Source organism: Massilia sp. Mn16-1_5, assembly GCF_004798585.1.
GTDB lineage: Bacteria > Pseudomonadota > Gammaproteobacteria > Burkholderiales > Burkholderiaceae_D > Telluria.
Map to the genome: position 1 here is coordinate 73,857 of NZ_PPXQ01000012.1, position 24,462 is coordinate 98,318.

Here is a 24,462-nt window from a genome sequence, read left to right on the forward strand (position 1 = left end):
GCCCCACCGGTTCGGCGCGCACGGCTGACCTGGATCAGACCCCGCGTGCTGTCCTTCCCTAGTCTTGATAAATCAGACAGAGGAGTACCATGCCTACGTTCGTCACCTGGAACATGCAGGCGGCCGCCGCCACCGGCGGCGCAGATCGCGCGCTGCGTGCCGCCGCGCTGGCACGCCTGGCCGATGCGCACGTGGTCTGCCTGCAGGAAGTCGCGTCCGGCTTTCCCGCACAGGACGGCAAACCGATCGAGGACGCCTTCGCAGCCGTAGCGGCGCTCTTGCCGGAGCACCGCCTGGCCGCGTTCGCGCCGCTCGATCGAAGCGGGCCCGACGGTACGCGCCAGCGCCTCGGCACCGTCATCTGTTCGCGCTATCCGGTACTGCAGGTACTGCGCCATTCCCTGCCCTGGCCGCTCGATGCCGACCAGCCTTCGCTGCCGCGCGGCGCATTGGAAGTCACGCTCGATGCGCCGGGCGGCTTGCTGCGCGTGCTGTCGGCGCACCTCGAGTATTTCTCGCTGGCGCAACGCACGGCCCAGGTCGAGGGCCTGCGCGCGCTGCAGCGCGAAGCGGTGGCGCATGCGCGCCATCCGCACCCGGGCCTGCCGGGCGGCGGCCCGTTCACCGCCCAGCCACGCGCCGCGCCGGCCCTCCTGCTCGGCGATTTCAACATGCTGCCCGGTTCGCCCGAATACCTGCGCCTGCTTGCGCCTTTCGACGATGGCACGCCCCGGCTGCTTGACGCTTGGGCGTGCACGCGCGCCGCACAGCCGCATGCGCCGACGGTAGGCTTGCATGACGCTGCGCCGAACGCCGGGCCGCCGTTCACCTTCGACTATGCGTTTGTCAGCGCCGAGCTCGCCCCACGCCTGCGGCGGGTTCATGTGGACGCGCTGGATACCGGTTCGGCGCACCAGCCCCTGCTGCTGGAACTCGACCTCGGGCAGGACACCTGAAGGGCGGCCGAGGGCGGCGTCTTTGGCCGGCCCGGCGGCAAATGCGCGCTCCGGCTAGAATGGCGCTTTGCCTGCGCCGGCGGCCTGTGCCGGCGGCTACGGGCCGCGCTTCGAAGGACCTGCATGAACTGGGATTATCCGCAACCGTACACCCTTTCCCTGGCTCCCGGACCGGAGGACATCGATGGACTGAACCACACGAACAATGCCGTCTACGTGCGCTGGTGCGAGCAAGTCGGCTGGGCGCATTCCGAGTCGCTCGGCCTCGGCATCGAGGACTACCGGCGCCTGGACCGGGCGATGGCGATCCGGCGCGGCGAATACGACTACATCCTGCCCACCCTGCTCGGCGAAGAGCTCCTGCTTGCCACCTGGCTCGTCGGTGGCGACGGCAAGCTGTCGATGGAACGCCGCTTCCAGCTGGTACGGGCACGCGACGGGGCGACCGTATTGCGCGGACGCTGGGAACTGGTGTGCATCGACATCAGCGGCGGCCGGCCGCGCCGCATGCCGCCGGAGTTTATCGAGGCCTATATGCCACAGGTGGTGAGCGCCGGCTGAACTCCGTCGAGCCGGGCCGGGCCATGCATGGGCTTGCGTGATTCACGTTGCGCCCGCTCAAGGACAAACTTGAGCAAACCGGGCCGGGCGACGTTCGCGCCGGGCGACACTGCGTAGTGTCCGCCCCCACGAGGTCTTGCCATGTCCGGTCCGCCCGCCTCTCCAGTTCCCCTGCGAGCCAGTCGGCTGTTCGCAGTCCCGTGGTGCGCGCTCCCGCTTCTGCTCCCGCATCTGCTCCCGCTTCTGCTGCTGCTTGTGCTCGGCGGCTGCCGCCTGCGCGAAGGCTCGTCCGAGCAGATGGTGGTGCCGGAAGTCGTGCGCACCAACCTGTTCGTGGCGCCGGGCGGATCGGATGCCAATCCGGGTACCCAGAGCGAACCCTTCCGCACAATCGCGCGGGCGGCCCAGGTCGTTACGCCGGGCACCACGGTCTACGTCGCGCCGGGCCAGTACATGGGCGGTTTCCAGACCAGGGTCAGCGGCAGCGCGGAGGCGCGCATCATCTTCGTCTCGTCGGAACGCTGGGGCGCGAAGATCGTCCCGCCGCTCGACTCGGGCAGCACCAGCGGCTGGGACAACCGCGGCAGCTACGTCGACATCATCGGCTTCGACATCGACGGCTTCCAGTACCAGAGCGGCACCAAGTGGCTCAACGGTATCTACAACAGCGGCTCCTTCAACAGCATCCGCCACAACCATGTCCACCACGTTTCGCTCGACATTCCCTGCGAGCCGGCCGGCGGCGCCGGCATCCGGGTGGACAGCTACTACAAGGGCAAGCAGGCCGACGTCGTCGGCAACAACGTGCACGACATCGGCCCCGTCGACTGCCCGCACCACCGCGGCATCTACGTCGGCACCCAGGCGCGCATCGTCAGCAACGTGGTCTACCGCGTTTCCGGCGCCGGCATCCAGCTCTGGAACGACGCCCACCACGTGGAGATCACCGGCAATACCGTCTCCTCCTCGGGCTCCGGCATCGTGGTCGGCGGCGGCGACTTCTATACCTCGCAGGGACCGAACGACCATACCTTCGTGGCCAACAACATCGTCTTCGACAACGGGCAAGGCATCCTCGAACAGGGTGCCACCGGGCGCAACAACCGCTACATGCATAACCTGGTGTTCCAGAACGGGGCGACCGACTGGCGCCTCGCCGCCGGGCGCCAGCACGTCGGGACGGTCGCGGCCGAGCCGGCCTTCCTCGAATACAGCCGCACCGGTACGCCGGATTTCCGGCTCAGCGCCAGGTCGCCCGCGATCGGGCGCGGCATGCCGGTCGAGGCGGCCGAGCCCGACTTCGACGGCAAGCAGCGCAGCCCGGCGACCGGCTTCGACATCGGGGCCTACCAGCACGAGCGCTTGCCGGACGGGGGCATGGACAGCCAGGGCTTCGAAGCGGTGCGCTAGCCCGGGCAATGCCCGGGGCTAGCGCAGAATCAAATGATTTCGTGTACCGTTTCTGGCGGCCGGCACAGGCGCACGCCCTTCGGCGTCACCACGAAGGGGCGGTTCAGCAGCACCGGATGCGCCAGCATCGCGTCGATCAGGGCGTCCTCGCTCACGCCCTCGGCCCCGAGTCCGAGTTCCGTGTACAGGCTTTCCTTGCTGCGGACGGCGTCGCGTGCACGCAAGCCGCTGGCCGCCAGCATGCGTACCAGCTCCTCGCGCGAAGGCGGTGTAGCGAGGTAGTCGACGATGCGCGGCTCGTGGCCGGCCTCGCGGATGGCTGCCAGCGCGTTGCGCGAGTTGCTGCATCGGGGATTGTGGTAAATCGTGATGTCCATGATGATCATTCTGACAAAGAGGCCGCCATGATACGGGCCGTCCTTACAACAGACCAGTTTTTTTGCTTGTCGCTCTTGCCGTAGCGCTATAGAATCCTCCGCTTCGTTTTCCGCAAGGTAATGCTTTATGCGCCCTGCCGGAGTCATAAGAAAATAAAACGGCCGCCTCCCGGCGGTTGGACGAAGAAATAAGCGGAGAAATAATGAGCGACACCCTGATGCGACCGGCCGCCCTGCCTACCTGGGGCCAGCGCACCTCCCTGCGCCTGCTGAACATGATCGGCTGGAAGCTGCACTACCGGCCCCTGCCCGGCCCGCACGGCATTGCCGTCGTCTACCCGCACACCTCGAACTGGGACTTCCTGATCGGCCTGCTCGGCAAGTGGGCGCTTGGACTGCCGTTCCGCTGGCTGGCCAAGGATTCGCTGTTCCGCGGGCCGATGGGCGCGATCATGCGCTACTGGGGCGGCGTGGCCGTCGACCGGCGCGCGCCGATGGGCGCGACGCGCCTGCTGGCCGAACGCATGCACGCCGAGCCATGGTGCTGGGTCGCCATCACGCCGGAAGGCACGCGCAGCTACCGTCCGCACTGGAAGAGCGGCTTCTACCACCTGGCGATAGCCGCCAAGGTGCCGCTCGTGCTCGTGTATATCGACTACGGCAGGAAGGAACTGGGCGTGGTCGACATCGTCAACCTGAGCGGCGACCAGGATGCCGACATGGCGCAGATCGCCGCCGTCTACAAGGACCGTCAGGCCCTGCGTCCGCAGGATGCGGCGCCGATCAAGCTGGCGCCGCCGCACATCGGCCCGGACCGCCGCAAGGCCTGAGCCCGCTCCCGTCCTAGCTTGCGCGGACGGCTTTGCGTTCGCGCAGGAACAGGGTCTTGTACCAGATCGCGGTGGGGCGCCAGGCCCCGCTTGGGGTGGCGCAGTATTCCGGCAATTCCCCTACCCGCAGATAGCCGAGCCGCTCGTACAGCGCTTCGGCCCCCGAGCCGGCCTCGGTATCGAGGAACAGCAGGCCGCGCCGCAGGGCCAGCGCCTGCATTTCCAGCGCCTGCATCAGGGCCGTGGCCACGCCGCCGCGGCGCGCGCCGCTGTGCACCAGCAGCTTCTGTACTTCGGCGCGGTTCAGTCCGTTCGGCTTCATGCACAGGTCGAGCTGCACCGTACCCGCCAGCACGTGATCGCGCCAGCCGACGAGGACGATCCGGGAGCCGGCCTCGACCGCGTTAGCCACCTCGCTCCAGTAAGCATCCGCTGCCGCCTCTCCGAGAGGCATCACGAAGCCGACTGACGCCCCATGCGCGACCGCGTCCAGCAAGAGCGCGCGCAACTGGGCTGCATGCTGCCGCACGCCGGCGGCGTCCAACATCCTGACCTGCATGATCTGTCCTCCTCTGGCTATAGGCGAAGCTCTGCAGGATTCGTGCCTGCTTTTCCGGCGTATTCGGCGCGAAAATGCACTGTGATGGTGCAGCCCGGCCGTGGGTGCACCACTGCGGCGCTAGTCCTGGCGCGAAAGCGCGTCCCAGGCCATGGCAGTGCTCAGGAACAGCTTGCCGTTCAGCTCGCCGAGCAGCGCGCTCTGCTTCAGGCGATCCATCACCGGCCCCTTGACCTCGGCAAAGTGCAGGCCGACTCCGCGCGCGCGCAGCATGGCGTTCAGCTCGCTCAGCGCAAACAGGGCCGAGGTGTCGATCGCGTTCACGGCCGACAGCACCAGCACCAGGTGGCGCGTAGCCGGATAGGTGGCCAGCTCGTCCTCGATGCGCTCGTTGACGGCCTCGACGTTGCCGAAGAACAGTTGGGCATCCACGCGCAGCAGGAGCAGGCCGGCGGCGGTGTCGGCGCTGTAGCGTTCGATGTTGCGGAAGTGCTCGGTGCCCGCGATCCGGCCCAGCACGGCGATGTGCGGCCGGCTGGCGCGCCAGATCAGCGCGCCCATCGACAGCGCGACGCCGATCACGACGCCGGCCTCGACGCCCAGCGCCAGCACTCCCGCGGCGGTGGCGACCAGCGCGGCGGCATCGGCCCGGTCGTAGCGCCAGGCCGTGCGCAGGGTCGTGGTGTCGAGCATGCCGAGCACGGCGACGATGATGGTCGCGGCCAGGGTCGGCAGCGGCAGCAAGGCCAGCCAGGCGGTCGGCGCGACCAGGGCCAGGGCCAGCAGGCTGGCCGTGATCAGGCTGGCGAGCTGGGTGTTGGCGCCGGCCGCGAAGTTCACCGCCGAGCGCGAGATGCTGCCGGTGACGGGGAAGCCGCCGCTCAGGGCGCTGCCGACGTTGGCCGCGCCCAGGCCGATCAATTCATAGTTGCTGTGCAGCTTTTCGGCGCGTTTCAGGGCCAGGGTCTGGGCGCCGGACATGCTGATCAGGAAGACCATGAAGCCGATCAGCAGCGCCGGCTGCAGCAGGGCCTGCCAGTGCTCGTTCGAGGCCGCGATGCTGAAGATCGGCAGCCCGGCCGGCACCTTGCCGGTCGTGTGCACGCCCAGCGCTTCGAGGCCGAGCGCCGGGACCAGCGCGGTCGCACCCAGCACCAGCACCATCGGGGCCAGCTTGGCGCCGATGTCGGCCACGACCGGCTTCATCCCCAGGCGGCGCAGGAGCGGCGCGAGCCAGTTTTTGGCTGCCAGCAGCAGCGCCAGCGAGCCGAGGCCGAGGAGCGCGCTGGGCAGGTGCAGCGCGGGCAGCCGCGCCCCGAGCAGCGCCGGCAGCTGGCCGAGGGCGATCACGATCGAGGAGCCGATCGTAAAACCGCTCATCACGGGGCGCGAGAAAAAGTTGGCGATGAAACCGATACGGAGCAGGCCGCAGGCCAGCAGCACCAGGCCGGACAGCAGCGCCAGCTGCGCGGCCAGGGTCGTGTACAGAGGCGTGCCGCCGGCCGCCAGCGGGGCCAGGGTCGAGGCCGTCATGAGCGAGATGATCGCCATCGGACCCACCGACTGCGTGCTGCTGGTGCCGAACAGGGCGTAGAGCACGGGCGGGACGATGCTGGCGTAGATGCCCACCACCGGCGGCAATCCCGCCACCAGGGCGTAGGCCATGCCTTGCGGGATCATCATCATCGCCACCACCACCCCGGCGCTGATGTCGCCAGGCAGCATGGCGCGCCGGTAGTGCCTCAACCAGTGCAGCATTGCATCGTTCTTTTGTTTCAAAGGTGCAAGGGTAGCACGGCCGGCGGGGCACGGCGGAAATTGGGGGTAATGCTCGGTATCTGGTGGGCACGGGGCGCCCACCCTACTGGCGGCGCCGCTGTAGGGTGGGCGCCCCGTGCCCACCAACCGACGCCAGCCCTACCCCATCGCCAGCTCGACGCAGTTGCGCCCCGCCCGCTTCGCGCGCGCCAGGGCCGCATTCACCCGCACCGTCAGCGAATCCGCGCTCTCGTGCTCGCCGAGCTGGGCCACGCCCAGGCTGATGGTCACCTGGTCGACACCCGGCATCGCGGTGCCCTCGATCGCCGTGCGCAGCTTCTCCGCCATTTTCAGGCCGTCGATCGCGCTGGTGTGCGGTGCGATCACCTGGAACTCCTCGCCACCCGCGCGCACCAAGACGTCGCTGGCGCGCACCAGCTTCCGGGCTGCGTCGGTGAGCGTGCGCAGGACCATGTCGCCGACCGGATGGCCGTAGCGGTCGTTGACCCCTTTAAAACGGTCGATATCGAAGGCGATCAGCGCCAGCGGCAGCTTGTAGCGGCGCGCGCGCTTGATCTCCTGTTCCAGCAGGGTCTCGCCATGGCGCCGGTTGGCGATGCCGGTCAGGGCGTCGAGCGTGGACAGGTGGGTCACGCGCACCAGCATCTCTTCGCTCTCGCGGTTCAGGTCCGCCAGGCGCAGGCCGACGGCCGCCAGGTCGCTCAGTTCGGCCAGCGTGTCGAGTTCGTCGCGGCTGAAGCTGCGCGCCTCGCGAAACAGCAAACACAGCGATCCACGCGGCGCGCCCGGGCCGCTCGAGGGGATCGGCAAGGCCAGCACCATGTGGACGCCGTGTTCGCGCAGCTTGTCGGCCAGCGCCGGCTCGCCGGATTTATCGAGGTCGTCGAGGAGCGCGATGGTGTTCGCGCTCGCGGCCAGCAGGCCCGGAAAGGCATGCCGCAAGGGCGATTGCAGCAGGCGTTCGCCGCGTCCGAGCACCTTGGCGAGGTTCAGCCCGCGTTCGCCATGCTGGGCCTGCAGCTGCAGGTCGCCGCCCGGCTGCAGGTAGAACAGCGCCGCATGCGCGACGCCGGGCCAGCTGCACAGGGCCTGGCACAGGCGTTCGGACAGCGCCGCCAGGTCCTCGCCCCCGCCCAGGGCAAGCCGCACCTGCGTGCGCAGCGTATGCAGGGCATCGAGTTCGCGTTCGCGCGGGCTGGGCACGGCCGCCGGTGTCGGACCGCTCGCCAGGCGCGCACGCACGGCGTCGGCCAGGTCCTCGTCCTCCAGCGGCGCGATCGCGTATTCGATCGGGCCGCAGGCCATCAGGGCCGGCAGCCAGCGCGCGTTCGCGAACGGGCAGACGACAAAGGTCGGGGCGCCGGCGCGCGCCGTCACCAGGCGCGCCAGGTCCGCATGGTCGAGCTCCGGGTCGAAGCGTTCGAGGTCGATCACCAGCAGGTCGAGGCGCTCGAAGCCGGGTAGTGCCAGCGCGGCGTCGGCGCCGTCGGCGAGTTGCAAATCGCTGAACAGACTGCCGCATGCGGCATCGAACTCGGCGCGGCGCGCGGCTGCCGGGTTGACGAACAACCCGGTACGTGAGCCTTGCGGCGCGGCCTGCTGGGACATGGTTTTCTCCTCGACATGCATATTTGTTACATAACGATGCCAATTTTGACATAAATGAGGGCCACCGAACAGGCGACCTGTGTGTGACAGCGCACCGTCGCGTCCAATCGTGCGGCCGATACTGGCTTGAACATGAACATGTACGCGTAAAGGGAAAAGCGATGGCCAACCAGGACGATGTAGCAAACCACCAGAAGGCGATCCAGAACCGCCAGGACCAGCACGACGCCAGCGGTGACAAGCAGGAGGGCCAGATGCCCGCCCAGATCGGCGCCGAGCAGCCGGTACCGCCGATGCCGGCGCAGCACCTGGCCAAGCCGGGCCTGGAAGCGCAGATGGACGTCAAGCCGCGCTTCATGGCCGAACAGTACAAGGGCAGCGGCAAGCTGGAGGGCCAGGTGGCGATCGTCACCGGCGGCGATTCCGGTATCGGACGCGCGGTCGCCGTGCTGTTCGCACGCGAAGGCGCGGACGTCGCCGTCCTCTACCTGAACGAACACGAAGACGCCGCCGAGACCCAGCGCTGCATCGAGGCCGAAGGCCGGCGCTGCGTGACCATCGCCGGCGACGTCAAGGACATGGATTTCTGCCAGCAGGCCGTCGACACCGTCGTCGCCCAGTGGGGCCGCCTCGATGTGCTGGTGAATAACGCCGCCTTCCAGGAACACGCCGACTCGCTGCTCGACATCACCGAGGAGCGCTTCGACGAGACCATGCGCACCAACATCTACGGCTACTTCCACATGGCCAAGGCCGCCCTGCCCCACATGAAGCGCGGCGCCGCGATCGTGAATACCGGCTCGGTGACGGGCCTGAAGGGCTCGAAGCTCCTGCTCGACTATTCGAGCACCAAGGGCGCGATCCACGCCTTCACCATGTCGCTGGCCGCGAACCTGCTCGACAAGGGCATCCGCGTAAATTGCGTGGCACCGGGACCGGTCTGGACGCCGCTGAACCCGGCCGACCAGTCGCCGGACAAGATCGTCCACTTCGGCGAGAGCACGACCTATGGCCGCGCGGCCCAGCCGGAAGAGCTGTCGCCGGCCTACGTGTTCCTGGCCTCTAACGCCTGCTCGAGCTACATCACGGGCATCGTGCTGCCGGTGACCGGCAGCGTCGGCGAATAAGCACAAGGAGACTTCCATGGCACGTAGCTTGTGGAAAGGCGCGATCAGTTTCGGGCTGGTGCACATCCCGGTCGATATGTATCCGGCGACCAGCAACAATGGGCTCGACCTGCACATGCTGGACCGGCGCGACTTCTCCCCGATCGGCTTCAAGCGCTACAACAAGAACACGGGCAAGGAGGTCGGCTGGGACGACATCATCAAGGGCTACGAATACACGGACGGCGAATACGTCGTGCTGTCGGACGAGGACCTGCGCCGCGCCAATCCGGAAGCGACCCAGACGATCGACATCCTCGCCTTTGTCGACGCCTCGGAAGTCCCGCTGATCTACTACGACCAGCCCTACTACCTCGCTCCCGGCAAGGGCGGCGACAAGGTGTATGCGCTGCTGCGCGATACGCTGAAAAAGGTCGGCAAGATCGGCATCGCGAATGTCGTGATCCGCGTCAAGCAGCACCTGGCCGCCCTGCACTGCGTCGGCAACACCATCGTCATGAATACCCTGCGCTATGCCGACGAGATCCGCGACTCGGCCGAACTGAAGATCCCCGGCAAGACCGCGAAAACCACCGTCAGCGACAAGGAACTGAAAATGGCGATGGCGCTGGTGGAAGGCATGAGCGAGGACTGGGAGCCGGAGCAGTACCACGACACCTACCGCGAAGACGTGATGGCCATGATCGAGAAGAAGGTCAAGGCCAAGCAGACCAAGACCATCACCATGCCGGACCCGGACGAGAAGCCGGCCAAGGCCACCAACGTCATCGACCTGGTCTCGCTGCTGCAGGCCAGCCTGGGCAAAAAGCCCGGCAAGAAAGCCGCGGTCGACGAGGACGAGGACGACGACGAACCGCCACCACCGAAACGCGCCAGGAAGCCGTCGGAGGAAGAAGAGGACGAGGAACCGGCGCCACGCCGCAAGACCGCCGCAGCCAGCCGCGAAGCGGTCGCCGCCAAGGCTGCGCCAAAGCGCACCGCTGCCAAAGAGCCTGCTGCGAAGGCCGCGGCAAAATCGACTGCTACGAAGGGGGCGACTGCAAAGTCGCCCGCTCGCCGCAAGAAGGCGGCGTAAAGGATGGATGAATTCCTCGACTTCCTCCAATGGCCCGCCATGGCGGTCAGCCTGTATGCCGCCTTCATGATCGGATCGAAGAACGCCAAAAAACGCATCTTCGGTTTCTGGATGTTCATCCTCAGTAACCTGTTATGGATCGTCTGGGGCGTGCACGACGAAGCCTGGGCCCTGATCTCGCTGCAGGTGGCGCTGATGGCGATGAACATCCGGGGCATTTTCAAGAACGAGTCGCCGGGCTGATGTCGATTGACAGCGCGGCGGCCAGCAGGAGCAGCACACATCCAACCGACGGCAGGACGCCGTCACCCTACAAGGAGATTTTTATGCGCAAGATGATCATGATGGCAATCGCCGGCTTCATCTGGAAGAAAATCCAGGCCAAGATGAACAAGCAGACCTACAACGGCACGACCAGCGCGCCGCGCCGCTATTGATCGCGGTTCCTCGACCTTGCCAGGTAGCGCCGCGGTGCAAGGCCGCGGCGTTTCCTTGCAAGGTCGATTAGGAATTGCCTATCGATTCAATCAAATCAATCAAATTTATCTTTCGCTCAGCCATACGTAGAATCTCCTCATCAATTTCATCAATTGCACTGAGGAGAACGCATGAATGTACCCGACCGCCGCCTGACCACCGCTTCCGGCATCCCCGTTGCCGACAACCAGAATTCCCTCAGCGCCGGCCCGCGCGGCCCGCTCCTGCTGCAGGACTTCCACCTGATCGAGAAACTGCAGCACTTCAACCGCGAACGCATTCCCGAGCGCGTGGTGCACGCCAAGGGTTCGGGCGCCTACGGCACCTTCACCGTCACCCACGACATCAGCCGCTACACGAGCGCGAAACTGTTCAGCCAGGTCGGCAAGCAGACCGAGACTTTCCTGCGCTTCTCGACCGTCGGCGGCGAAAAAGGCAGCGCCGACACCGAACGCGATCCACGCGGCTTCGCCCTGCGCTTCTATACGGAAGAAGGCAACTGGGACCTGGTTGGGAATAACACGCCGGTGTTCTTCATCAAGGACCCGATCAAGTTCCCCGACTTCATCCACACCCAGAAGCGCCTCCCCGACAGCAACCTGAAATCGGCGAACATGATGTTCGACTTCTGGAGCCGCGCCCCGGAAAGCCTGCACCAGGTGACGATCCTGTTTTCAAGCCGCGGCACCCCGGACGGCTACCGCCACATGGACGGCTTCGGCAGCCACACGTATAGCCTGATCGATGATGCGGGCGAGCGCGTCTACGTGAAATGGCACTTCAAGACCCGCCAGGGCATCAAGAACCTGAGCGCCCTTGATGCGACCCGCATCGCCGGCTCGGACCCGGACCACGCCCAGCGCGACCTGTTCAATGCCATCGCCGCCGGCGACTTCCCGCAGTGGGACGTCAAGGTGCAGGTGGCGACGCCCCAGCAGCTGCTTGAGTGGGAAGCGCGCACCGGCTGGAACCCGTTCGACCTGACCAAGGTGTGGCCGCATGGCGACTTCCCGCTGCTGCCGGTGGGCGTGCTGGAACTGAACCGCAATCCGGCGAACTACCACGCCGAAGTCGAACAGGCCGCGTTCTCGCCGGCCAACGTCCCGCCGGGCATGGGCTACTCGCCCGACAAGATGCTGCAGGGCCGCCTGTTCGCCTACCACGACGCCCAGCTCTACCGCGTCGGTACCAACCATCAGCACCTGCCGGTGAACGCGCCGCGCTGCCCCTTCCACAACCAGCAGCGCGACGGCGCGATGGCGATCGCGAACGGCGGCGCGGCGCCGAACTACGCGGCCGTCGATGCGGTGGGCAAAGGCGCGACCGGGATGGGCCATGGCGAGCAGGAACTGCCCTTGACCGGGAATGCGGGCCGCTTCGACTTCCGCGGCCAGGAAGACGACTATACGCAGCCGGGCAACTTGTTCCGCCTGATGACGGCCGAAGAAAAGCAGAACCTGTGCGACAACCTGGCGGGGCCGCTGTCGCAGGTGACGGACGAGATCCTGGAGCGCCAGCTGCGCCAGTTCGACAAGGCCGATCCGGCGTATGGACGCGGCGTGCGTGCGGCGCTGGAGCGTTTGGGCCGTACGGTCGGTTGAGGCAGCGTGACGCGTGGACGGCGGAGCCGTCCACCCTGCTTTTATCTCAGCATCGCCGCCAGCTGGTCGTATACGAGCGGGAATTCCGTGAACCCTTCGCGTCCAAGGAAATGCCCGCCCCGCTCCAGCGCGATGAAGCGCGCATCAAGCCGTTCGGCGAGCCGCCGGGTCGCCTCAAACGGCACCGCCTCGTCGTCGCGCGCAGCGATGACGACGCGCTGGCCTACCCTCTCCCGCAAGCCTTCGATGCCGTCCACGCCGGCAACGAAGCCGTCCAGTTCTTCCAGACCGGGCACGGGCTCGGCGAAGCCGGCCACCAGCACCATGCCCCCGCAGGCAGCGCCTGTCTTCAACAGGTGACGCACGACAGCGATGCAACCGAGGCTGTGCGCGACGAAGAAAGGTTCGGCGTCGCGGCATGCGGCATGGGTGCCCAGGAAGGCATCCCATTCTTGCGCCACCGGCTGGTCGGGATCCGGCATCGGCAAGACCGCGACGTCGATGCCATCGGCTGCCAGGCGTTCCCGCAGCCATGGGAACCAGTGATCCGCCGGCCTGGCCGTATATCCGTGCACGATGACTACCTGCATTGCGCTCTCCTCCTCGTTTGTCCGGCGCGAAGGATGCGCATCTTCGGCGCGCTTGTCAATCGGGTTTGTACCCCAGCTGCTTCATCGCCGCCGTCAGGGTCCTGGCCGCCTTCGCATAGCCCTCCCAGGGATCGTTGCCCACGTCCAGCCGGGTGTGGGCATTCAGCACGTTCCACTGGTCGCTGGATTTAAGCGTCTTCAGTTCGTCCCAGGCCAGCGGCACCGAGATGCCCAGCCCGGGGCGCGCCCTCGCGGACCAGGCGCAGACCGTGGTCGCACCCTGGCCGTTGCGCAGGTAGTCGATGAAGATCTTGCCGACCCGGTTCTTGGCGCCGCTCTTGGCCGAAAAACGATCCGGCAAGGTCCTGGCCAGGTGGTTCACGATCGCCTGCGAGAAACCCTTGACCGTGTCCCAGTCCTTGCCGCCCTTGACCGGCACCACCACGTGCAGGCCCTTGCCGCCGCTGGTCTTCAGGAAGGGGGTCAGTCCGAGCTCCTCAAGGAAGGCGCGCATCACCTGCCCCGCTTCCTGCATCGCCGGCCATTCCACGCCCTCGCCCGGGTCGAGGTCGAACACCATGCAGTCCGGCTTGTCGTAGGCCTTGCTTGTTGCGTTCTGGGTGTGGAATTCGAGTGCATTCCACTGCGCCGCCGACAGGATGCCGGCGATGTTGCCGACTTCGAGCATCGGCGGGTGGTCGGGATCGAGCGCCTGGTCCATGTTCTTCATGCCGGGCAGCTTCTTGATGTCGGCATGCTTCTGGAAGACGAGGTCGCCTTTGATGCCGCTCGGCGCGCGCACCAGCGAGACCGGGCGGTTCTTCAGGTGCTCCATCATCAGATTGCCGATCAGGGCGTAGTAGCGGATCACGTCCATCTTGGTGGCGCCGCTCTTCTCGTCGACGACGCGGTCGCCGTTGGTGATCTTCAGGGTCGCGGGCAGCGTGCCCTCGACCATGGCAGGTGCCTCGCTTTCGGTTCCGGGTGCGTCCTCGTCGCTCATCTCGATATCCTTCACGTGTACAGGAAGTTCGCGCGTGATGCCGGCGGCCGGTTTGTCGCTGCGCAGGCCCTGGAACACCGGGTGGCGCACGGCGCCGGCCTCGGTCCATTCGGAAAAGCTGACTTCGGCGATCAGTTCCGGCTTCACCCAGTGGTGTTTGCGTCCCGGGACCGTGCGTGGCGGGAAGGGACTGGCGTCGGTATCGAGCGCCTTCAGCCTGGCCGTGACGTCGCGCAGGCTCTCGGCATTGAAGCCGCTGCCGACGTTGCCGGCGTAGCGCAGCACGCCGTCCTTGTCATGGGTGGCCAGCAGCAGCGAGCCGACGCCCTTGCGCGAGCCCTTGGGGTCGGTATAGCCGACGATCACGAATTCCTGGCGCTGGCCGCATTTGAGCTTGATCCAGTCGGGCGAGCGGCGCGAGACGTAATGCGAGTCGCGCCGCTTGCCGATCACGCCTTCCAGCCCGATCTTGCAGGCGGCCGCCACCAGGCCTTCGGGGTCGTCGCCGAATTCGTCCGAAAAACGCACGCGCTTCGATTTCTTCGCTTGCTCCAGCGCCGCCGCCAAGAGCGCGCGGCGCTCGACCAGGGCCACCTTGCGCAGGTCGTAGCCGCCGAGGTAAGGCGCGTCGAAGATGAAATACATGATCTCGGCGCGGTTGCTGCCGTCGAAAGCCAGCTGCAGCAGGCCGAAGTTGGGGCGGCCGTTGGCGTCGTGGACGACGATTTCGCCGTCATACCAGCCATCCGGCAAGCCCATCGCTTCGAGTTCCTTCTGCAGCGGCCGCAGTTTATCCGTCCAGTTGTTGTTGTTGCGGGTGATCAGGCGCACCTCGCCGTTCTCGATGCGGGTCAGCATGCGGTAGCCGTCGAACTTGACCTCGAACACCCATTCCTCGGGATTCGCCGGCGGCGCATCGACGAGGGTCGCCAGTTCCGGGGCGAACTCCTTCGGCAGCTGCGCGCCAACCACGCCCTCCGGCAGGCTGGCGTCGCGCACCTGCTCCGCCGCTTTCACCGCGGCGGCATCGGCCTTGGCTTTAGTAGTGCGTGCGGTCTTGGCGGCAGGCTTGCCCTTGGCCGCTGCTTTCTTCGCAGGCGCCTTCTCCTTCACTTTCGCCGGCGGCTTCTCGCTTGTGCCCGGCATCGGCAGCGCCTTGACGCTGTCAGGCATTTCGTCGACCACCGAGAATTCCTCGGCCGGGCGCGCGTAATCGTCCTTTTCCTTGATCAGGAGCCAGGGCTCCTGCTTCTCGTCGCCGCGGCCCTTCATGCGCACCAGCACCCAGTTACCGTGCATCTTGTGCCCATGCAGCCGGAATTTCAGGTTGCCCTTGCGGTAGCCCTCGTGCGGATTGCCTTCCGGTTCCCAGGTGCCCTTGTCCCAGACGATGACCTTGCCGGCGCCATACTGCTTCTCGGGAATGGTCCCTTCGAAATCCGAGTAGGAAATCGGGTGGTCCTCGACGTGCACGGCCATGCGCTTGTCATGGGTGTCGTAGCTGGGGCCTTTCGGGACGGCCCAGCTTTTCATGGTGCCGTCGAGCTCGATCCGGAAATCGTAGTGCAGGCGGCTGGCCCAGTGCTTCTGGATCACGAAGGTCAGCGCATCCTTTCCCGGGGTGCCTCCCTCGGCGGGTTCGGAGGTGATCGAAAAATCGCGTTTCGATTTGTATAGCGCGAGCTTGTCGGGCATGGCGGACTCCTGCTCTATTCCATTGGGCCCAGTGTAGGCGGGAAGGCGCGCAAGGACTGTACGGCAGCTAACCGTCGCGCTTGCACGGGAACCGGGGCAAGGTTGTAACAGGGTGTAAAAGCGCGTCAACGCCGTCGCGGCGGGCCGCGTTATCGGCACAGCAGCACCGGAACGCAGTCCAGGTTCCTCTCTTTTCCCCATCCTGAAGGAAAGACCATGAGCAAAATCGTCGCTACCCTGATCGCCGGCCTGTTCGCCACCTCGGCATTCGCCCAGACCGCCACCCACGCGACCACGCCAGCCACCAAGGCAGAGGCCAAGGAAGCCAAGGAAGTCGCAAAAGCCGACGCGAAGGTAGAGAAGGCCAAGGCCGAAGCGAAGGCCGACGTCGCCGAAGCGAAAGCGGACGCTGCGAAAGACCAGGCCAAGGCCCAGAAAAAGGCCAGCAAGAAGAAAGCGGAAGCCAAGGCCGACGCTGCGGAAGCAAAGGCCGAACACAAGGCGGATACCACTGCGCACACGACGCACACCACCACCACGACCGCCACCACCAAATAACGAAGCGCAAAACGCGCCGCTCGGGCCCCACCATAGCCCCCCAAAAAGACAGGGTTCGCCCTGTCTTTTTTTCGTCCTGGCGTTTTCCCTGCGCCTTTCCTTCGCCAACCGGGCGCATGCTCTACAATATGCGCTCCCCTCCCCTGGAGCGCGCCATGCACAAGATCGTCTTCCTCGACCGCGACAGCCTGCTTGCCAAGCTACGCCGTCCCGCTTTCGCCCATGACTGGCTGGACTATCCCGCCACCGCGCCCGACCAGGTGCTCGAACGCCTGCGCGGGGCCACGGTCGCTGTCACCAACAAGGTGCCGCTGCGCGCCGAGGTCATCGAGCAGCTGCCGGAACTGCGCATGGTCGCGGTGGCCGCCACCGGCACCGACAACGTCGACCTGGCCGCCTGCCGCGCGCGCGGCATACCGGTCGCCAACATCCGGAATTATTCCGGCGTCTCGGTGCCCGAGCACTGCTTCACCCTGATGCTGGCCTTGCGCCGCAACCTGCGCGCCTACGTCGCCGATGTGGAAGCGGGCCGCTGGGAGCATTCGAGCCGCTTCTGCCTGCTCGACCACCCGATCGGCGACCTGGCCGGCAGCCGCCTCGGCATCGTCGGCTATGGCGCGCTCGGCCGCCGCGTGGCCCAGATCGGCCAGGCCTTCGGCATGCGGATCGCCACGACTTCTCGCTCGCCCGTGAACGAGCCGGGCGTCGAGAACCTGGGACTGGACGAGCTGCTCGCCACGTCCGACGTGCTCAGCCTGCACCTGCCGCTGACCGAGGCCACGCGCCACATGATCGGCGCGCGCGAGCTGGGCCTGATGAAGCCGACCGCCCTGCTGATCAATACCGCGCGCGGCGGCCTGGTCGACGAGGCCGCGCTGGCCGAAGCCCTGATGCGGCGCACGATCGGCGGCGCCGGCTTCGACGTGCTGAGCCAGGAGCCGCCGTCGCAGGACAACCCGCTGCTGGGCCTGCGCCTGCCGAACTTCATCCTGACGCCGCATGTGGCCTGGGCCAGCGGCGGCGCGATGCAGACGCTGGCGGATATGCTGGTCGATAATATCGAGGCGTGGGAAGCGGGACGGGCGACCAACCTGGTCGGATGATGTAGGGGGAGCCAGGCCAATGGCATGGCTCCCCCCCTACAAGCAAATCTACTCCAGGCGGATCGCCACGTCGAAGATCCAGGTGCGGCGAATCTCGACCACGTCATACTGCTGGGCCAGCGCCGGCGGGAAGCGTCCGTAGGGCGCCTGGCCGGCGATCACCTTGCGGATGGCCTCGTCCAGCGCGGGCACGCCGCTCGACAGTTCGAAGCTGACCTTCTCGACCGAGCCGTCGGCGCGCACCGCCACCGTCACCACCGGCTGCACGCGCGCCCCCTTCGCCAGCTCGCGCACGGTGTCGAAGGTCATGTTCATCTCGATCTTGCGGCTCATGGCCTGCGCGTAGGCGACCAGGTCGGCGTTGGCGTCGGCGCGGCCGAACAGCCAGCCGCGGCGCAGGCTGCTCACCGTGGGCGGCAGTTTGGCGGCGGCGTCGCGCTGCGCCTTTTCCGCGTCGAGCTGCTTGCCGATCGCGCGCAGGCGTTCCTCGCGCTGGGCTTCCTGTTCGGCTTTTTCACGCTGTGCCCGGGCCTGTTGTTCCGCCGCCTGTCGGGCGGCGTCCTGACGACCGGCTTCCTGACGACCGGCTTCCTGACGGGCCGCTTCCTGGCGTGCTGCCTCCTGACGGGCTGCTTCCTGGCGGGCTGCCTCCTGACGGGCCGCTTCCTGACGGGCTGCTTCCTGACGAGCCGCTTCCTCGCGTGCCGCTTCCTGACGGGCCGCTTCCTGACGGGCCGCTTCCTGACGGGCCGCTTCCTGACGTGCCGCTTCCTGACGGGCTGCTTCCTGACGTGCAGCTTCCTGACGTACCACTTCCTGACGGGCTGCCTCCTGACGGGCTGCTTCCTGACGTGCAGCTTCCTGACGTACCACTTCCTGACGGGCTGCCTCCTGACGGGCTGCTTCCTGACGCTGCTGCTCCTGCCGGCTCGCTTCCTGCCGCGCTGTTTCAAGCTGCGCCAGGCGCGCCTGCTCCTGTTGTGCCGCTTCCCTGCGCGCCGTTTCGAGCTGGGCCTGCCTTGCCTGTTCCTGGCGCGCTGCTTCCTCGCGGACGGCGTCCTGGCGCTGCGCCTCCTGACGGGCCAGTTCCTGACGCGCCGCTTCCTCACGCGCGGCCGCCGCCTTCTGCTGTTCCTGGCGTATTGCTTCCGCCCGGGCCTGGCGCTCCGCTTCCTCGCGTTGCGCCTGGCGGCGTGCAGCCTCCTGGCGCGCGTTCTCTTCCTGCTCGGCGATCAGGCGCGCCGCCTCGCGCCGGGCGTCCGCCTCGAGGGCCAGCTGGCGCAGGTGCTGTTCGGCTGCCTCTTCCTTTGCACGTGCTTCCGCGCGCACCTGGGCCTCGGCGTTCTCCCTGGCGGCGGCCTCGGCTTGTGCCGATGAAGGGGCCGTCTCCTCCCGGGTGGGCGCTAATGCGAGCGCAGCCTTTGCCGGCGGCGCCGGTTCAGGCGGCACAGGTGCTGCGATCACCGGGGCCGGCTCGACCGGAGCGGGAGCGGGAGCGGGTGCAGGCAATTCAGGCGCGGCAGCAACTGGCTGCGGCCGGCTCGGCGCCGGCAGGGGTGCAGGCACCGGTGCCGCCTTGGGGATGGGCGCGGAGGGCGCCGCTGCCGGTACCGGCTTGGGCACCTCGACCGGCACGGGTGGCGTGGCCACCGGCGGCGCAGGCGCAGGTACGGGCGCCAGCTGGATGCGCAATTCGTTCGGCCCCATGCGCCGCTCTTCCCACGGAAAATGGAAGCCCGGCAGGCCGAGCGCCTCGCCGCCCACGGCCAGGCACAGCAACAAAACGTGGAAAGCGGTAGAAAGGACAAAGGCCGTGTTCAGGCGCGGAGACTGGCGCCAGGCGAACAGCGCTTCCCGCCAATCGAACATGGGCTGGGCTGGCGAAAACTCAGCCATGCGCGAGCGCTTTCCTGGCTGGCTGGGCGAAACGGAACGATGTGGCCATGTAATCGATGCAAAGATGCCGAAGAGGCAAGTAACCCGGCGATGCTATCACAGGGTTGACCAAACACATCGTTCCGTACAGCAAACTTGGGAAGGCGGCTTACCAGGTTCCCGGCAGCAGGATGTTACGGTCGACGTCGCGCACGTCGCGCAGCCCGCAGAAGGCCATCGTCAGGTCGAGCTCGTTGCGAATGATCTCCAGGCAGCGCGCCACGCCCGCCTCGCCCATCGCGCCCAGGCCATACAGGAAGGGCCGGCCGATGTAGACGCCCTTCGCGCCCAGCGCCAGCGCGCGGATCACGTCCTGGCCGGAGCGCACTCCCCCGTCCATGTGCACCTCGATCCGGCTGCCGACTTCGTCGACGATGCCCGGCAGCGCGCCGATGCTCGACTGCGCGCCGTCCAGCTGGCGCCCGCCGTGGTTCGAAACGATCAGCGCGTCGGCGCCGCTCTTCACGGCCAGGTGCGCGTCTTCCGCGTCCATGATGCCCTTGATGATCAGCTTGCCGCCCCAGCGGTCCTTGATCCAGGCGACGTCGTCCCAGGACAGGCGGGGATCGAACTGCTGCGAGGTCCAGGACGAGAGCGAGCTCATGTCCGAGACGCTGGACGCATGGCCGACGATGTTGCCGAACTGGCGGCGCGGGGTGCGCAGGATGTTCCAGCACCAGCGCGGCTTGGTCGCCAGGTTGATCATGTTCGGAATCGTCAGCTTCGGCGGCGCCGTCATGCCGTTGCGCAGGTCCTTGTGGCGCTGGCCCAGCACCTGCAGGTCCAGCGTCAGCACCAGGGCCGAGCAGCGCGCGGCCTTGGCGCGGTCGATCAGGCGATTGATGAAATCGCGGTCCTTCATCACGTAGAGCTGGAACCAGAACGGCTTGCTGGTCCGGCTTGCGACGTCCTCGATCGAGCAGATGCTCATCGTCGAGAGCGTAAACGGCACGCCGAGCTTCTCGGCCGCGCGCGCGGCCAGGATCTCGCCGTCGGCGTGCTGCATGCCGGTCAGGCCGGTCGGCGCCAGCGCCACCGGCATCGCCACTTCCTGCCCGATCATGGTGGATTTCAGGCTGCGGTTTTCCAGGTTCACGGCCACGCGCTGGCGGAACTTGATCCTGGCGAAATCGGCCTCGTTGGCGCGGTAGGTCGATTCGGTCCAGGAACCGGCGTCGGCGTAGTCGTAGAACATGCGTGGCACGCGCCTTTTTGCCAGGACGCGCAGATCCTCGATCGTCGTGATGATGCTCATGCGTGCAGTTTCCTCTCCTCGGTTGGTGTGGGATGTCGCGCCTCGGCTGCTCTGAGCGGCAGCTCGAGGATGAAAACGGTGCCTTTGCCCGGGGTGCTCTCGGCGCGGATCGCGCCTCCCAGCAGCGACGTGGCGATGGTGTGCGCGATGTTCAGGCCCAGGCCGGTGCCCCCCTGCCCCATGCGCGTCGTGAAAAACGGATCGAAGACGCGCGGCAGGTGGGCCGGCGCGATGCCGCGCCCGTCGTCGCGGAAGGCGATGCGCACCCAGTCGCCCTCCATCGGGCGAGCCGACAGCGTCATGTGGCCGCCCGGCCCCTCGAAGCCGTGCAGCAGCGCGTTGTTGACGAAGTTGATCAGCACCTGGCCCAGCGGCCCCGGATAGCTGTCCATGACGATCCCGTCGGGCACGTCGAGCTCCAGCACGTGGCCGGCCAGGCGCACCTTGTTCATCAGGGTGGCGACGATTTCCTGGCAGGCGCGCGCCAGGTCGAAGCGGCGGCGCTGGGCGCTGGCCTGGTCGACCGAGACCTGGCGGAAGCTGTTCACCAGTTCCGCCGCCTGGTTCAGGCTGCGCATGATCAGCTCCGAGGCCTCGCGCGCCGAGCCGATGTAGCTGGAGAGTTCCGAGCGCCGCAGCGCCGCCGTATCGAGCGCGGCAGACAGGTCGAGCGTCTTGTCGTGCAGGGTGCTGGCCATCAGGAGGCTGTTGCCGATGGGGGTGTTCAGTTCGTGGGCCACGCCGGCCACCAGCGAGCCGAGCGAGGCCAGTTTTTCCTGGGCCGCGAGCTGGCCCTGCACGTCCTTCAGGCGGCGGTAGGCCTGGGCATTGTCGAGCGCGACGCCGACGTAGGCGGCCAGGGTGCGCAGCATGTCCAGGTGCACGCGCTGGTAGGCGCGCGGCGCGAAGCTGTGCACCGTCAGCGCGCCCAGCACGCGCTGGCCGACCAGCACCGGCACATACAGCAGCGACTGCGGCAGGCCGAACAGCGGTCGCTGCTCGGGCACGCAAGGCAGCGCGGCCGCCGCGACCGCCAGCGGGTCGGCGTCCGGCAGGTAGCGCGGGACGTCGGCGGCCAGATCGTTGATGAAGACTTCGCGTTCGTGCTCGACGCACCAGGCGCCCAGATGCAGCGGATCGCCGAGCGCGCGCACCGGCGCCGTGCAGCGCCGGCCGTCGATGACGGCGAAGGGCACGTCGAACAGTACGCCGCCACCGCCGCCGCGCGCCACCGCCACCGCGAACACGGGCGCGTCCATCAGCACCTGCACGTGCTGGTGCAGCGTGGTCATGATCGCCTCGGTGTCGAGGTTGGCCGTCAGGCGGCGCCCGATGTCGGACAGCAGCGCGATATTGCGGCGCGCACTGTCGGCCGCCTCGCCCTGCTCCTCGGCTTCGCGCTTCCTCCGCTCGGCCGCGTCCTTCTGCAGCACCAGTTCGGCCGTGCGCGCGTTGACCTGGCGTTCGAGCATGCCCTTCTGCTGCACCAGCGCGCGGATGCGCAGGCGGTACGCGCCCACCGCTGCCGCGGCCAACAGGGCCAGCGCGGACAGGCGGAACCACCAGCTCCCCCACCAGGGCGGCGTGATCGTGATGGTCAGCGCCGCCGGCGCCTCGCTCCAGACCCCGTCCTTGTTGCTGGCGCGGACCCGGAACACATAGCTGCCCGGATCCAGGTTCGTATAGGTCGCGAAGCGCTTGCCGGCATCGGTCTCGACCCAGCCCTGGTCGAAGCCCTCGAGCCGGTACGAATAGCGGTTGCTGGCGGGGGCCGCGTAGTGCAGGCCCGCGAATTCGAGCGAGAACACGGATTCGCGCCAGGACAGCGTGAGCTCGCGCGCACGTTCGATCGGCGTGGACAGCCGCTGCGGCTTGTTAAAGACGAGGAAATCGGTGATCCGCACCAGCGGCGGATAGGGATTGTCGCGGATCGCGTCGGGCATGAAGGAACTCAGGCCGTTGGCGCCGCCGAAATGCAGCTGCCCGTCGGGTCCGCGCGCGCTGGAACCGACGAAGAAGGTGCCGTCGATCAGGCCGTCCTTGGCCGTGTAGTGCTTGTACTGGCGGGTAGCGGGATCGTAGCGGCTGATCCCGTCGGTCATGCTGGCCCAGATGCGGCCGCGCGCATCTTCCAGGACGGCGCCGATCGGCAGCGGCTCGCGCGCGTCGACCAGCTTCACGAGCTCGAAGGCCAGCCTGCCGCCGGCCTGGGGGACCGCCCGGTGCAGGCCGCCGGCGGTGCCGACCCAGAGCTGGCCGCTGCTGCTCAGGGTCAGGGCGTAGATGCGGTTGTGGCGCAGGCTGGCGGGATCGCGCGGGTCGTGGCGGTAATGGGTGAACACGCCGCGTGCCCGGTCGAAACGGTCCAGGCCATTATCGGTGCCGATCCAGAGCGCGCCTTGCGCGTCTTCGACCACCTGGAACAAGGTGTTGTCGCCCAGGCTGTCGAGGCGCTGCGGGTCGTGGCGCCAGACCTCGCGCACGCGCAGGTCCGCATCCAGTCGGTAGAGGCCGGCCCGCGTGGCGGCCCACAGTGCGCCGTCACGCGTGCGCAGCACCTGCTGCACCGTGGCCGTTCCCAGGCCGGGCAGCGCGACCGGGTGGAAGGGTCCGCCGAGCACGTCGCTCCAGGCCAGCGCGCCGGCCGTACCGACCCACAGGCGTCCGCCTTCGATCGAGAGGCTGTGCACGACGTCGTTCGGGATCGTGCCGCCCCGTCCCTCCTGGTGGCGCAACTGCTCCGTGCGCCCGGTCTCGGGATCGAGCAGCACCAGGCCGCCGCCGGTGGTGCCGATCCAGAGCTTGCCGTCGGGGCGCACGGCGACGTCGCGCGCCTTTTCGAAGCCGATCCGGTAGCCGCCGTCGGGACGGAAGCTGAAATTGGAAAAGCCGCCGCTGGCAAGATCGGTGCGCGAGACGCCGCGAAAGCGCGTGCCGACCCAGAGCGTGCCGCTGCGGTCGATGCGGATCGAGCCGACCTGGTTGTCGGACAGGCTGTGGACGTCGAGCGGCCGGTTGGCGTAGGAGACGAAACGGCCATCCGTCGGATCGCGCCACTTCACGCCCTCGCCGTCGGTGCCGACCCAGAGCGTGCCGCCGGCGTCGTGGTACAGCGCCAGCACGCGCACCTCGCCGATGCCCTCGTCGGCACGCAGCGCACGCGGACGGGGCGTACCCTGGGCCAGGTTCCAGGCCTCCAGGCCGGCGTCGGTGCCGACCCAGAGCGTGTCGCGCGGCCCCATCGACAGCGTGTTGACGCGCGCGCGGCGCGGATCGGTGTCGAGCGGGGCGAAATGTTCGAGCCGGTTTGCGCCGGGGGCCAGGCGCCCTACCCCGCGCGCGGTGCCGGCCCACAGCGTGCCGTGGCCGTCGAAGGACAGCGAGCTGACGTTGTCGCCGCCCGGCGCGCCGTCATGGGCCGGATGGCGGATCGTGGTGAAGGCGCCGCTGGCAGGATCGAAGCGCTTCAGGCCATCGTTGGTGCCGAGCCAGAGAATGCCGTCGCGGTCGGCGACGATCGCATTCACGCTGCGGTTGCCATCGCCCGGGGTGCCGGCGTCGGCCAGCGCATAGCGCACGAACTTGCCGGCCGCCGCGTCGAAGCGCGCCAGGCCGCCCTTGGTGCCGAACCACAGGCGCCCTTCGGCATCTTCGAAGGAAGCATTGATGAAACTGTCGGGCAGCGAGTCTGGATCCTGCGGGTCGGTCCGGTAGACGGTCATCTTGTAGCCGTCGTAGCGGTTCAGGCCCGCCTGGGTGCCGAACCACATGAAGCCCTGGCGGTCCTGCAGGATGGTGAGGACGGATTCCTGGGACAGGCCGTGTTCGATCGACACGTGCTCGAAACGCAGGTTGCGCGGCGTGGCCGCGCCGGCGGTGCCGCCTGGAGCCAGCATGCCCAGCATCGCCGCCAGCAAGCAGCACGCCGCGCCGCGCCGCGCGCGCAAGGTAGTGCCCAACATA

The 24,462-nt window shown here is 67.5% G+C and carries 19 protein-coding genes; 10 read left to right on the forward strand and 9 right to left on the reverse strand.

From position 1 onward, the window contains the following. The first annotated feature begins 89 nt into the window (after positions 1-89). The 3 genes from C2862_RS15735 to C2862_RS15745 all read left to right on the forward strand — a co-directional run bounded on the left by C2862_RS15735 (position 90) and on the right by C2862_RS15745 (position 2,927). On the forward strand, positions 90-956 hold the full coding sequence (locus C2862_RS15735) for an endonuclease/exonuclease/phosphatase family protein (RefSeq protein WP_136221090.1): 867 nt from the start codon (positions 90-92) through the stop codon (positions 954-956). 123 nt (positions 957-1,079) lie between these two features. Then, positions 1,080-1,517 carry a thioesterase family protein gene (locus tag C2862_RS15740; RefSeq protein ID WP_136221091.1) on the forward strand — a complete coding sequence of 146 codons (438 nt, stop codon included), beginning with the start codon at positions 1,080-1,082 and terminating at the stop codon, positions 1,515-1,517. Between the two features lie 255 nt (positions 1,518-1,772). After that, on the forward strand, positions 1,773-2,927 hold the full coding sequence (locus C2862_RS15745; RefSeq protein ID WP_229467462.1) for a right-handed parallel beta-helix repeat-containing protein: 1,155 nt from the start codon (positions 1,773-1,775) through the stop codon (positions 2,925-2,927). 29 nt (positions 2,928-2,956) lie between these two features. Here the strand turns inward: C2862_RS15745 and arsC are convergent, their stop codons facing one another. Further along, entirely contained in the window at positions 2,957-3,304 is a 348-nt protein-coding gene (arsC, locus tag C2862_RS15750; RefSeq protein ID WP_136221093.1) for an arsenate reductase (glutaredoxin), read from the reverse strand. A gap of 203 nt (positions 3,305-3,507) precedes the next feature. Here arsC and C2862_RS15755 point away from each other — a divergent pair, with 203 nt between their 5' ends. After that, positions 3,508-4,134, forward strand: a complete 627-nt coding sequence (locus C2862_RS15755; protein ID WP_136221094.1) for a 1-acyl-sn-glycerol-3-phosphate acyltransferase — start codon at positions 3,508-3,510, stop codon at positions 4,132-4,134. Positions 4,135-4,147: 13 nt separating this feature from the next. Here C2862_RS15755 and C2862_RS15760 read toward each other — a convergent pair whose 3' ends face one another. The 3 genes from C2862_RS15760 to C2862_RS15770 all read right to left on the reverse strand — a co-directional run bounded on the left by C2862_RS15760 (position 4,148) and on the right by C2862_RS15770 (position 8,080). Continuing rightward, positions 4,148-4,693, reverse strand: a complete 546-nt coding sequence (locus C2862_RS15760) for a GNAT family N-acetyltransferase (protein ID WP_136221095.1) — start codon at positions 4,691-4,693, stop codon at positions 4,148-4,150. A 120-nt stretch (positions 4,694-4,813) separates the two neighbouring features. Next, on the reverse strand, positions 4,814-6,451 hold the full coding sequence (locus C2862_RS15765; RefSeq protein ID WP_136221096.1) for a SulP family inorganic anion transporter: 1,638 nt from the start codon (positions 6,449-6,451) through the stop codon (positions 4,814-4,816). Between the two features lie 159 nt (positions 6,452-6,610). Next, on the reverse strand, positions 6,611-8,080 hold the full coding sequence (locus C2862_RS15770; protein WP_136221097.1) for a diguanylate cyclase: 1,470 nt from the start codon (positions 8,078-8,080) through the stop codon (positions 6,611-6,613). 161 nt (positions 8,081-8,241) lie between these two features. On the opposite strand from C2862_RS15770, the gene C2862_RS15775 reads away from it, so the two are divergent. The 4 genes from C2862_RS15775 (at position 8,242) to C2862_RS15790 (ending at position 12,360) form a co-directional block, all read left to right on the forward strand. Then, positions 8,242-9,207 (forward strand): SDR family oxidoreductase, encoded by a 966-nt coding sequence (locus C2862_RS15775; RefSeq protein ID WP_136221098.1) that lies wholly within the window; start codon positions 8,242-8,244, stop codon positions 9,205-9,207. Positions 9,208-9,223: 16 nt separating this feature from the next. After that, the gene (locus C2862_RS15780; RefSeq protein ID WP_136221099.1) at positions 9,224-10,282 is read left to right on the forward strand and encodes a Ku protein; all 1,059 of its coding nucleotides are present in this window, start codon (positions 9,224-9,226) and stop codon (positions 10,280-10,282) included. Positions 10,283-10,285: 3 nt separating this feature from the next. Beyond that, positions 10,286-10,525 (forward strand): hypothetical protein, encoded by a 240-nt coding sequence (locus C2862_RS15785; RefSeq protein ID WP_136221100.1) that lies wholly within the window; start codon positions 10,286-10,288, stop codon positions 10,523-10,525. Positions 10,526-10,890: 365 nt separating this feature from the next. Further along, positions 10,891-12,360 (forward strand): catalase, encoded by a 1,470-nt coding sequence (locus C2862_RS15790; RefSeq protein WP_136221101.1) that lies wholly within the window; start codon positions 10,891-10,893, stop codon positions 12,358-12,360. A gap of 41 nt (positions 12,361-12,401) precedes the next feature. Here the strand turns inward: C2862_RS15790 and C2862_RS15795 are convergent, their stop codons facing one another. Both C2862_RS15795 and ligD read right to left on the reverse strand, forming a co-directional pair. Beyond that, positions 12,402-12,950 carry an alpha/beta hydrolase gene (locus C2862_RS15795; protein ID WP_136221102.1) on the reverse strand — a complete coding sequence of 183 codons (549 nt, stop codon included), beginning with the start codon at positions 12,948-12,950 and terminating at the stop codon, positions 12,402-12,404. Positions 12,951-13,005: 55 nt separating this feature from the next. After that, a complete protein-coding gene (gene ligD, locus C2862_RS15800) occupies positions 13,006-15,648 on the reverse strand; it encodes a DNA ligase D (protein WP_136221103.1) in 2,643 nt (880 codons plus the stop codon). Between the two features lie 216 nt (positions 15,649-15,864). Between ligD and C2862_RS15805 the strand changes: the two genes are divergently transcribed. Both C2862_RS15805 and C2862_RS15810 read left to right on the forward strand, forming a co-directional pair. Next, complete coding sequence (locus C2862_RS15805) at positions 15,865-16,206, forward strand: hypothetical protein (protein WP_136221104.1); 342 nt, start codon at positions 15,865-15,867, stop codon at positions 16,204-16,206. Between the two features lie 155 nt (positions 16,207-16,361). After that, the gene (locus C2862_RS15810) at positions 16,362-17,309 is read left to right on the forward strand and encodes a D-2-hydroxyacid dehydrogenase (RefSeq protein ID WP_136221105.1); all 948 of its coding nucleotides are present in this window, start codon (positions 16,362-16,364) and stop codon (positions 17,307-17,309) included. A gap of 48 nt (positions 17,310-17,357) precedes the next feature. Here C2862_RS15810 and C2862_RS15815 read toward each other — a convergent pair whose 3' ends face one another. The 3 genes from C2862_RS15815 to C2862_RS15825 form a co-directional block, all read right to left on the reverse strand. After that, entirely contained in the window at positions 17,358-19,205 is a 1,848-nt protein-coding gene (locus C2862_RS15815; RefSeq protein ID WP_136221106.1) for an energy transducer TonB, read from the reverse strand. Positions 19,206-19,353: 148 nt separating this feature from the next. Next, positions 19,354-20,499 (reverse strand): alpha-hydroxy acid oxidase, encoded by a 1,146-nt coding sequence (locus C2862_RS15820; protein ID WP_136221107.1) that lies wholly within the window; start codon positions 20,497-20,499, stop codon positions 19,354-19,356. After that, positions 20,496-24,461, reverse strand: a complete 3,966-nt coding sequence (locus C2862_RS15825; protein WP_229467463.1) for a two-component regulator propeller domain-containing protein — start codon at positions 24,459-24,461, stop codon at positions 20,496-20,498. The genes C2862_RS15820 and C2862_RS15825 overlap by 4 nt, the downstream gene beginning before the upstream one ends. Position 24,462: the final 1 nt, after the last annotated feature.

What these genes read in the sequence shown, in the direction of transcription:
- C2862_RS15770 (WP_136221097.1), bottom strand. Translation starts at nt 8,080, where the DNA reads ATGTCCCAGCAGGCCGCGCCGCAAGGCTCACGTACCGGGTTGTTCGTC.
- C2862_RS15755 (WP_136221094.1), top strand. Translation starts at nt 3,508, where the DNA reads ATGAGCGACACCCTGATGCGACCGGCCGCCCTGCCTACCTGGGGCCAG.
- C2862_RS15780 (WP_136221099.1), top strand. Translation starts at nt 9,224, where the DNA reads ATGGCACGTAGCTTGTGGAAAGGCGCGATCAGTTTCGGGCTGGTGCAC.
- C2862_RS15810 (WP_136221105.1), top strand. Translation starts at nt 16,362, where the DNA reads ATGCACAAGATCGTCTTCCTCGACCGCGACAGCCTGCTTGCCAAGCTA.
- C2862_RS15820 (WP_136221107.1), bottom strand. Translation starts at nt 20,499, where the DNA reads ATGAGCATCATCACGACGATCGAGGATCTGCGCGTCCTGGCAAAAAGG.
- C2862_RS15760 (WP_136221095.1), bottom strand. Translation starts at nt 4,693, where the DNA reads ATGCAGGTCAGGATGTTGGACGCCGCCGGCGTGCGGCAGCATGCAGCC.
- C2862_RS15805 (WP_136221104.1), top strand. Translation starts at nt 15,865, where the DNA reads ATGAGCAAAATCGTCGCTACCCTGATCGCCGGCCTGTTCGCCACCTCG.
- C2862_RS15765 (WP_136221096.1), bottom strand. Translation starts at nt 6,451, where the DNA reads ATGCTGCACTGGTTGAGGCACTACCGGCGCGCCATGCTGCCTGGCGAC.
- C2862_RS15740 (WP_136221091.1), top strand. Translation starts at nt 1,080, where the DNA reads ATGAACTGGGATTATCCGCAACCGTACACCCTTTCCCTGGCTCCCGGA.
- C2862_RS15795 (WP_136221102.1), bottom strand. Translation starts at nt 12,950, where the DNA reads ATGCAGGTAGTCATCGTGCACGGATATACGGCCAGGCCGGCGGATCAC.
- C2862_RS15815 (WP_136221106.1), bottom strand. Translation starts at nt 19,205, where the DNA reads ATGGCTGAGTTTTCGCCAGCCCAGCCCATGTTCGATTGGCGGGAAGCG.
- ligD (WP_136221103.1), bottom strand. Translation starts at nt 15,648, where the DNA reads ATGCCCGACAAGCTCGCGCTATACAAATCGAAACGCGATTTTTCGATC.
- C2862_RS15735 (WP_136221090.1), top strand. Translation starts at nt 90, where the DNA reads ATGCCTACGTTCGTCACCTGGAACATGCAGGCGGCCGCCGCCACCGGC.
- C2862_RS15790 (WP_136221101.1), top strand. Translation starts at nt 10,891, where the DNA reads ATGAATGTACCCGACCGCCGCCTGACCACCGCTTCCGGCATCCCCGTT.
- C2862_RS15775 (WP_136221098.1), top strand. Translation starts at nt 8,242, where the DNA reads ATGGCCAACCAGGACGATGTAGCAAACCACCAGAAGGCGATCCAGAAC.
- arsC (WP_136221093.1), bottom strand. Translation starts at nt 3,304, where the DNA reads ATGGACATCACGATTTACCACAATCCCCGATGCAGCAACTCGCGCAAC.
- C2862_RS15825 (WP_229467463.1), bottom strand. Translation starts at nt 24,461, where the DNA reads ATGTTGGGCACTACCTTGCGCGCGCGGCGCGGCGCGGCGTGCTGCTTG.
- C2862_RS15785 (WP_136221100.1), top strand. Translation starts at nt 10,286, where the DNA reads ATGGATGAATTCCTCGACTTCCTCCAATGGCCCGCCATGGCGGTCAGC.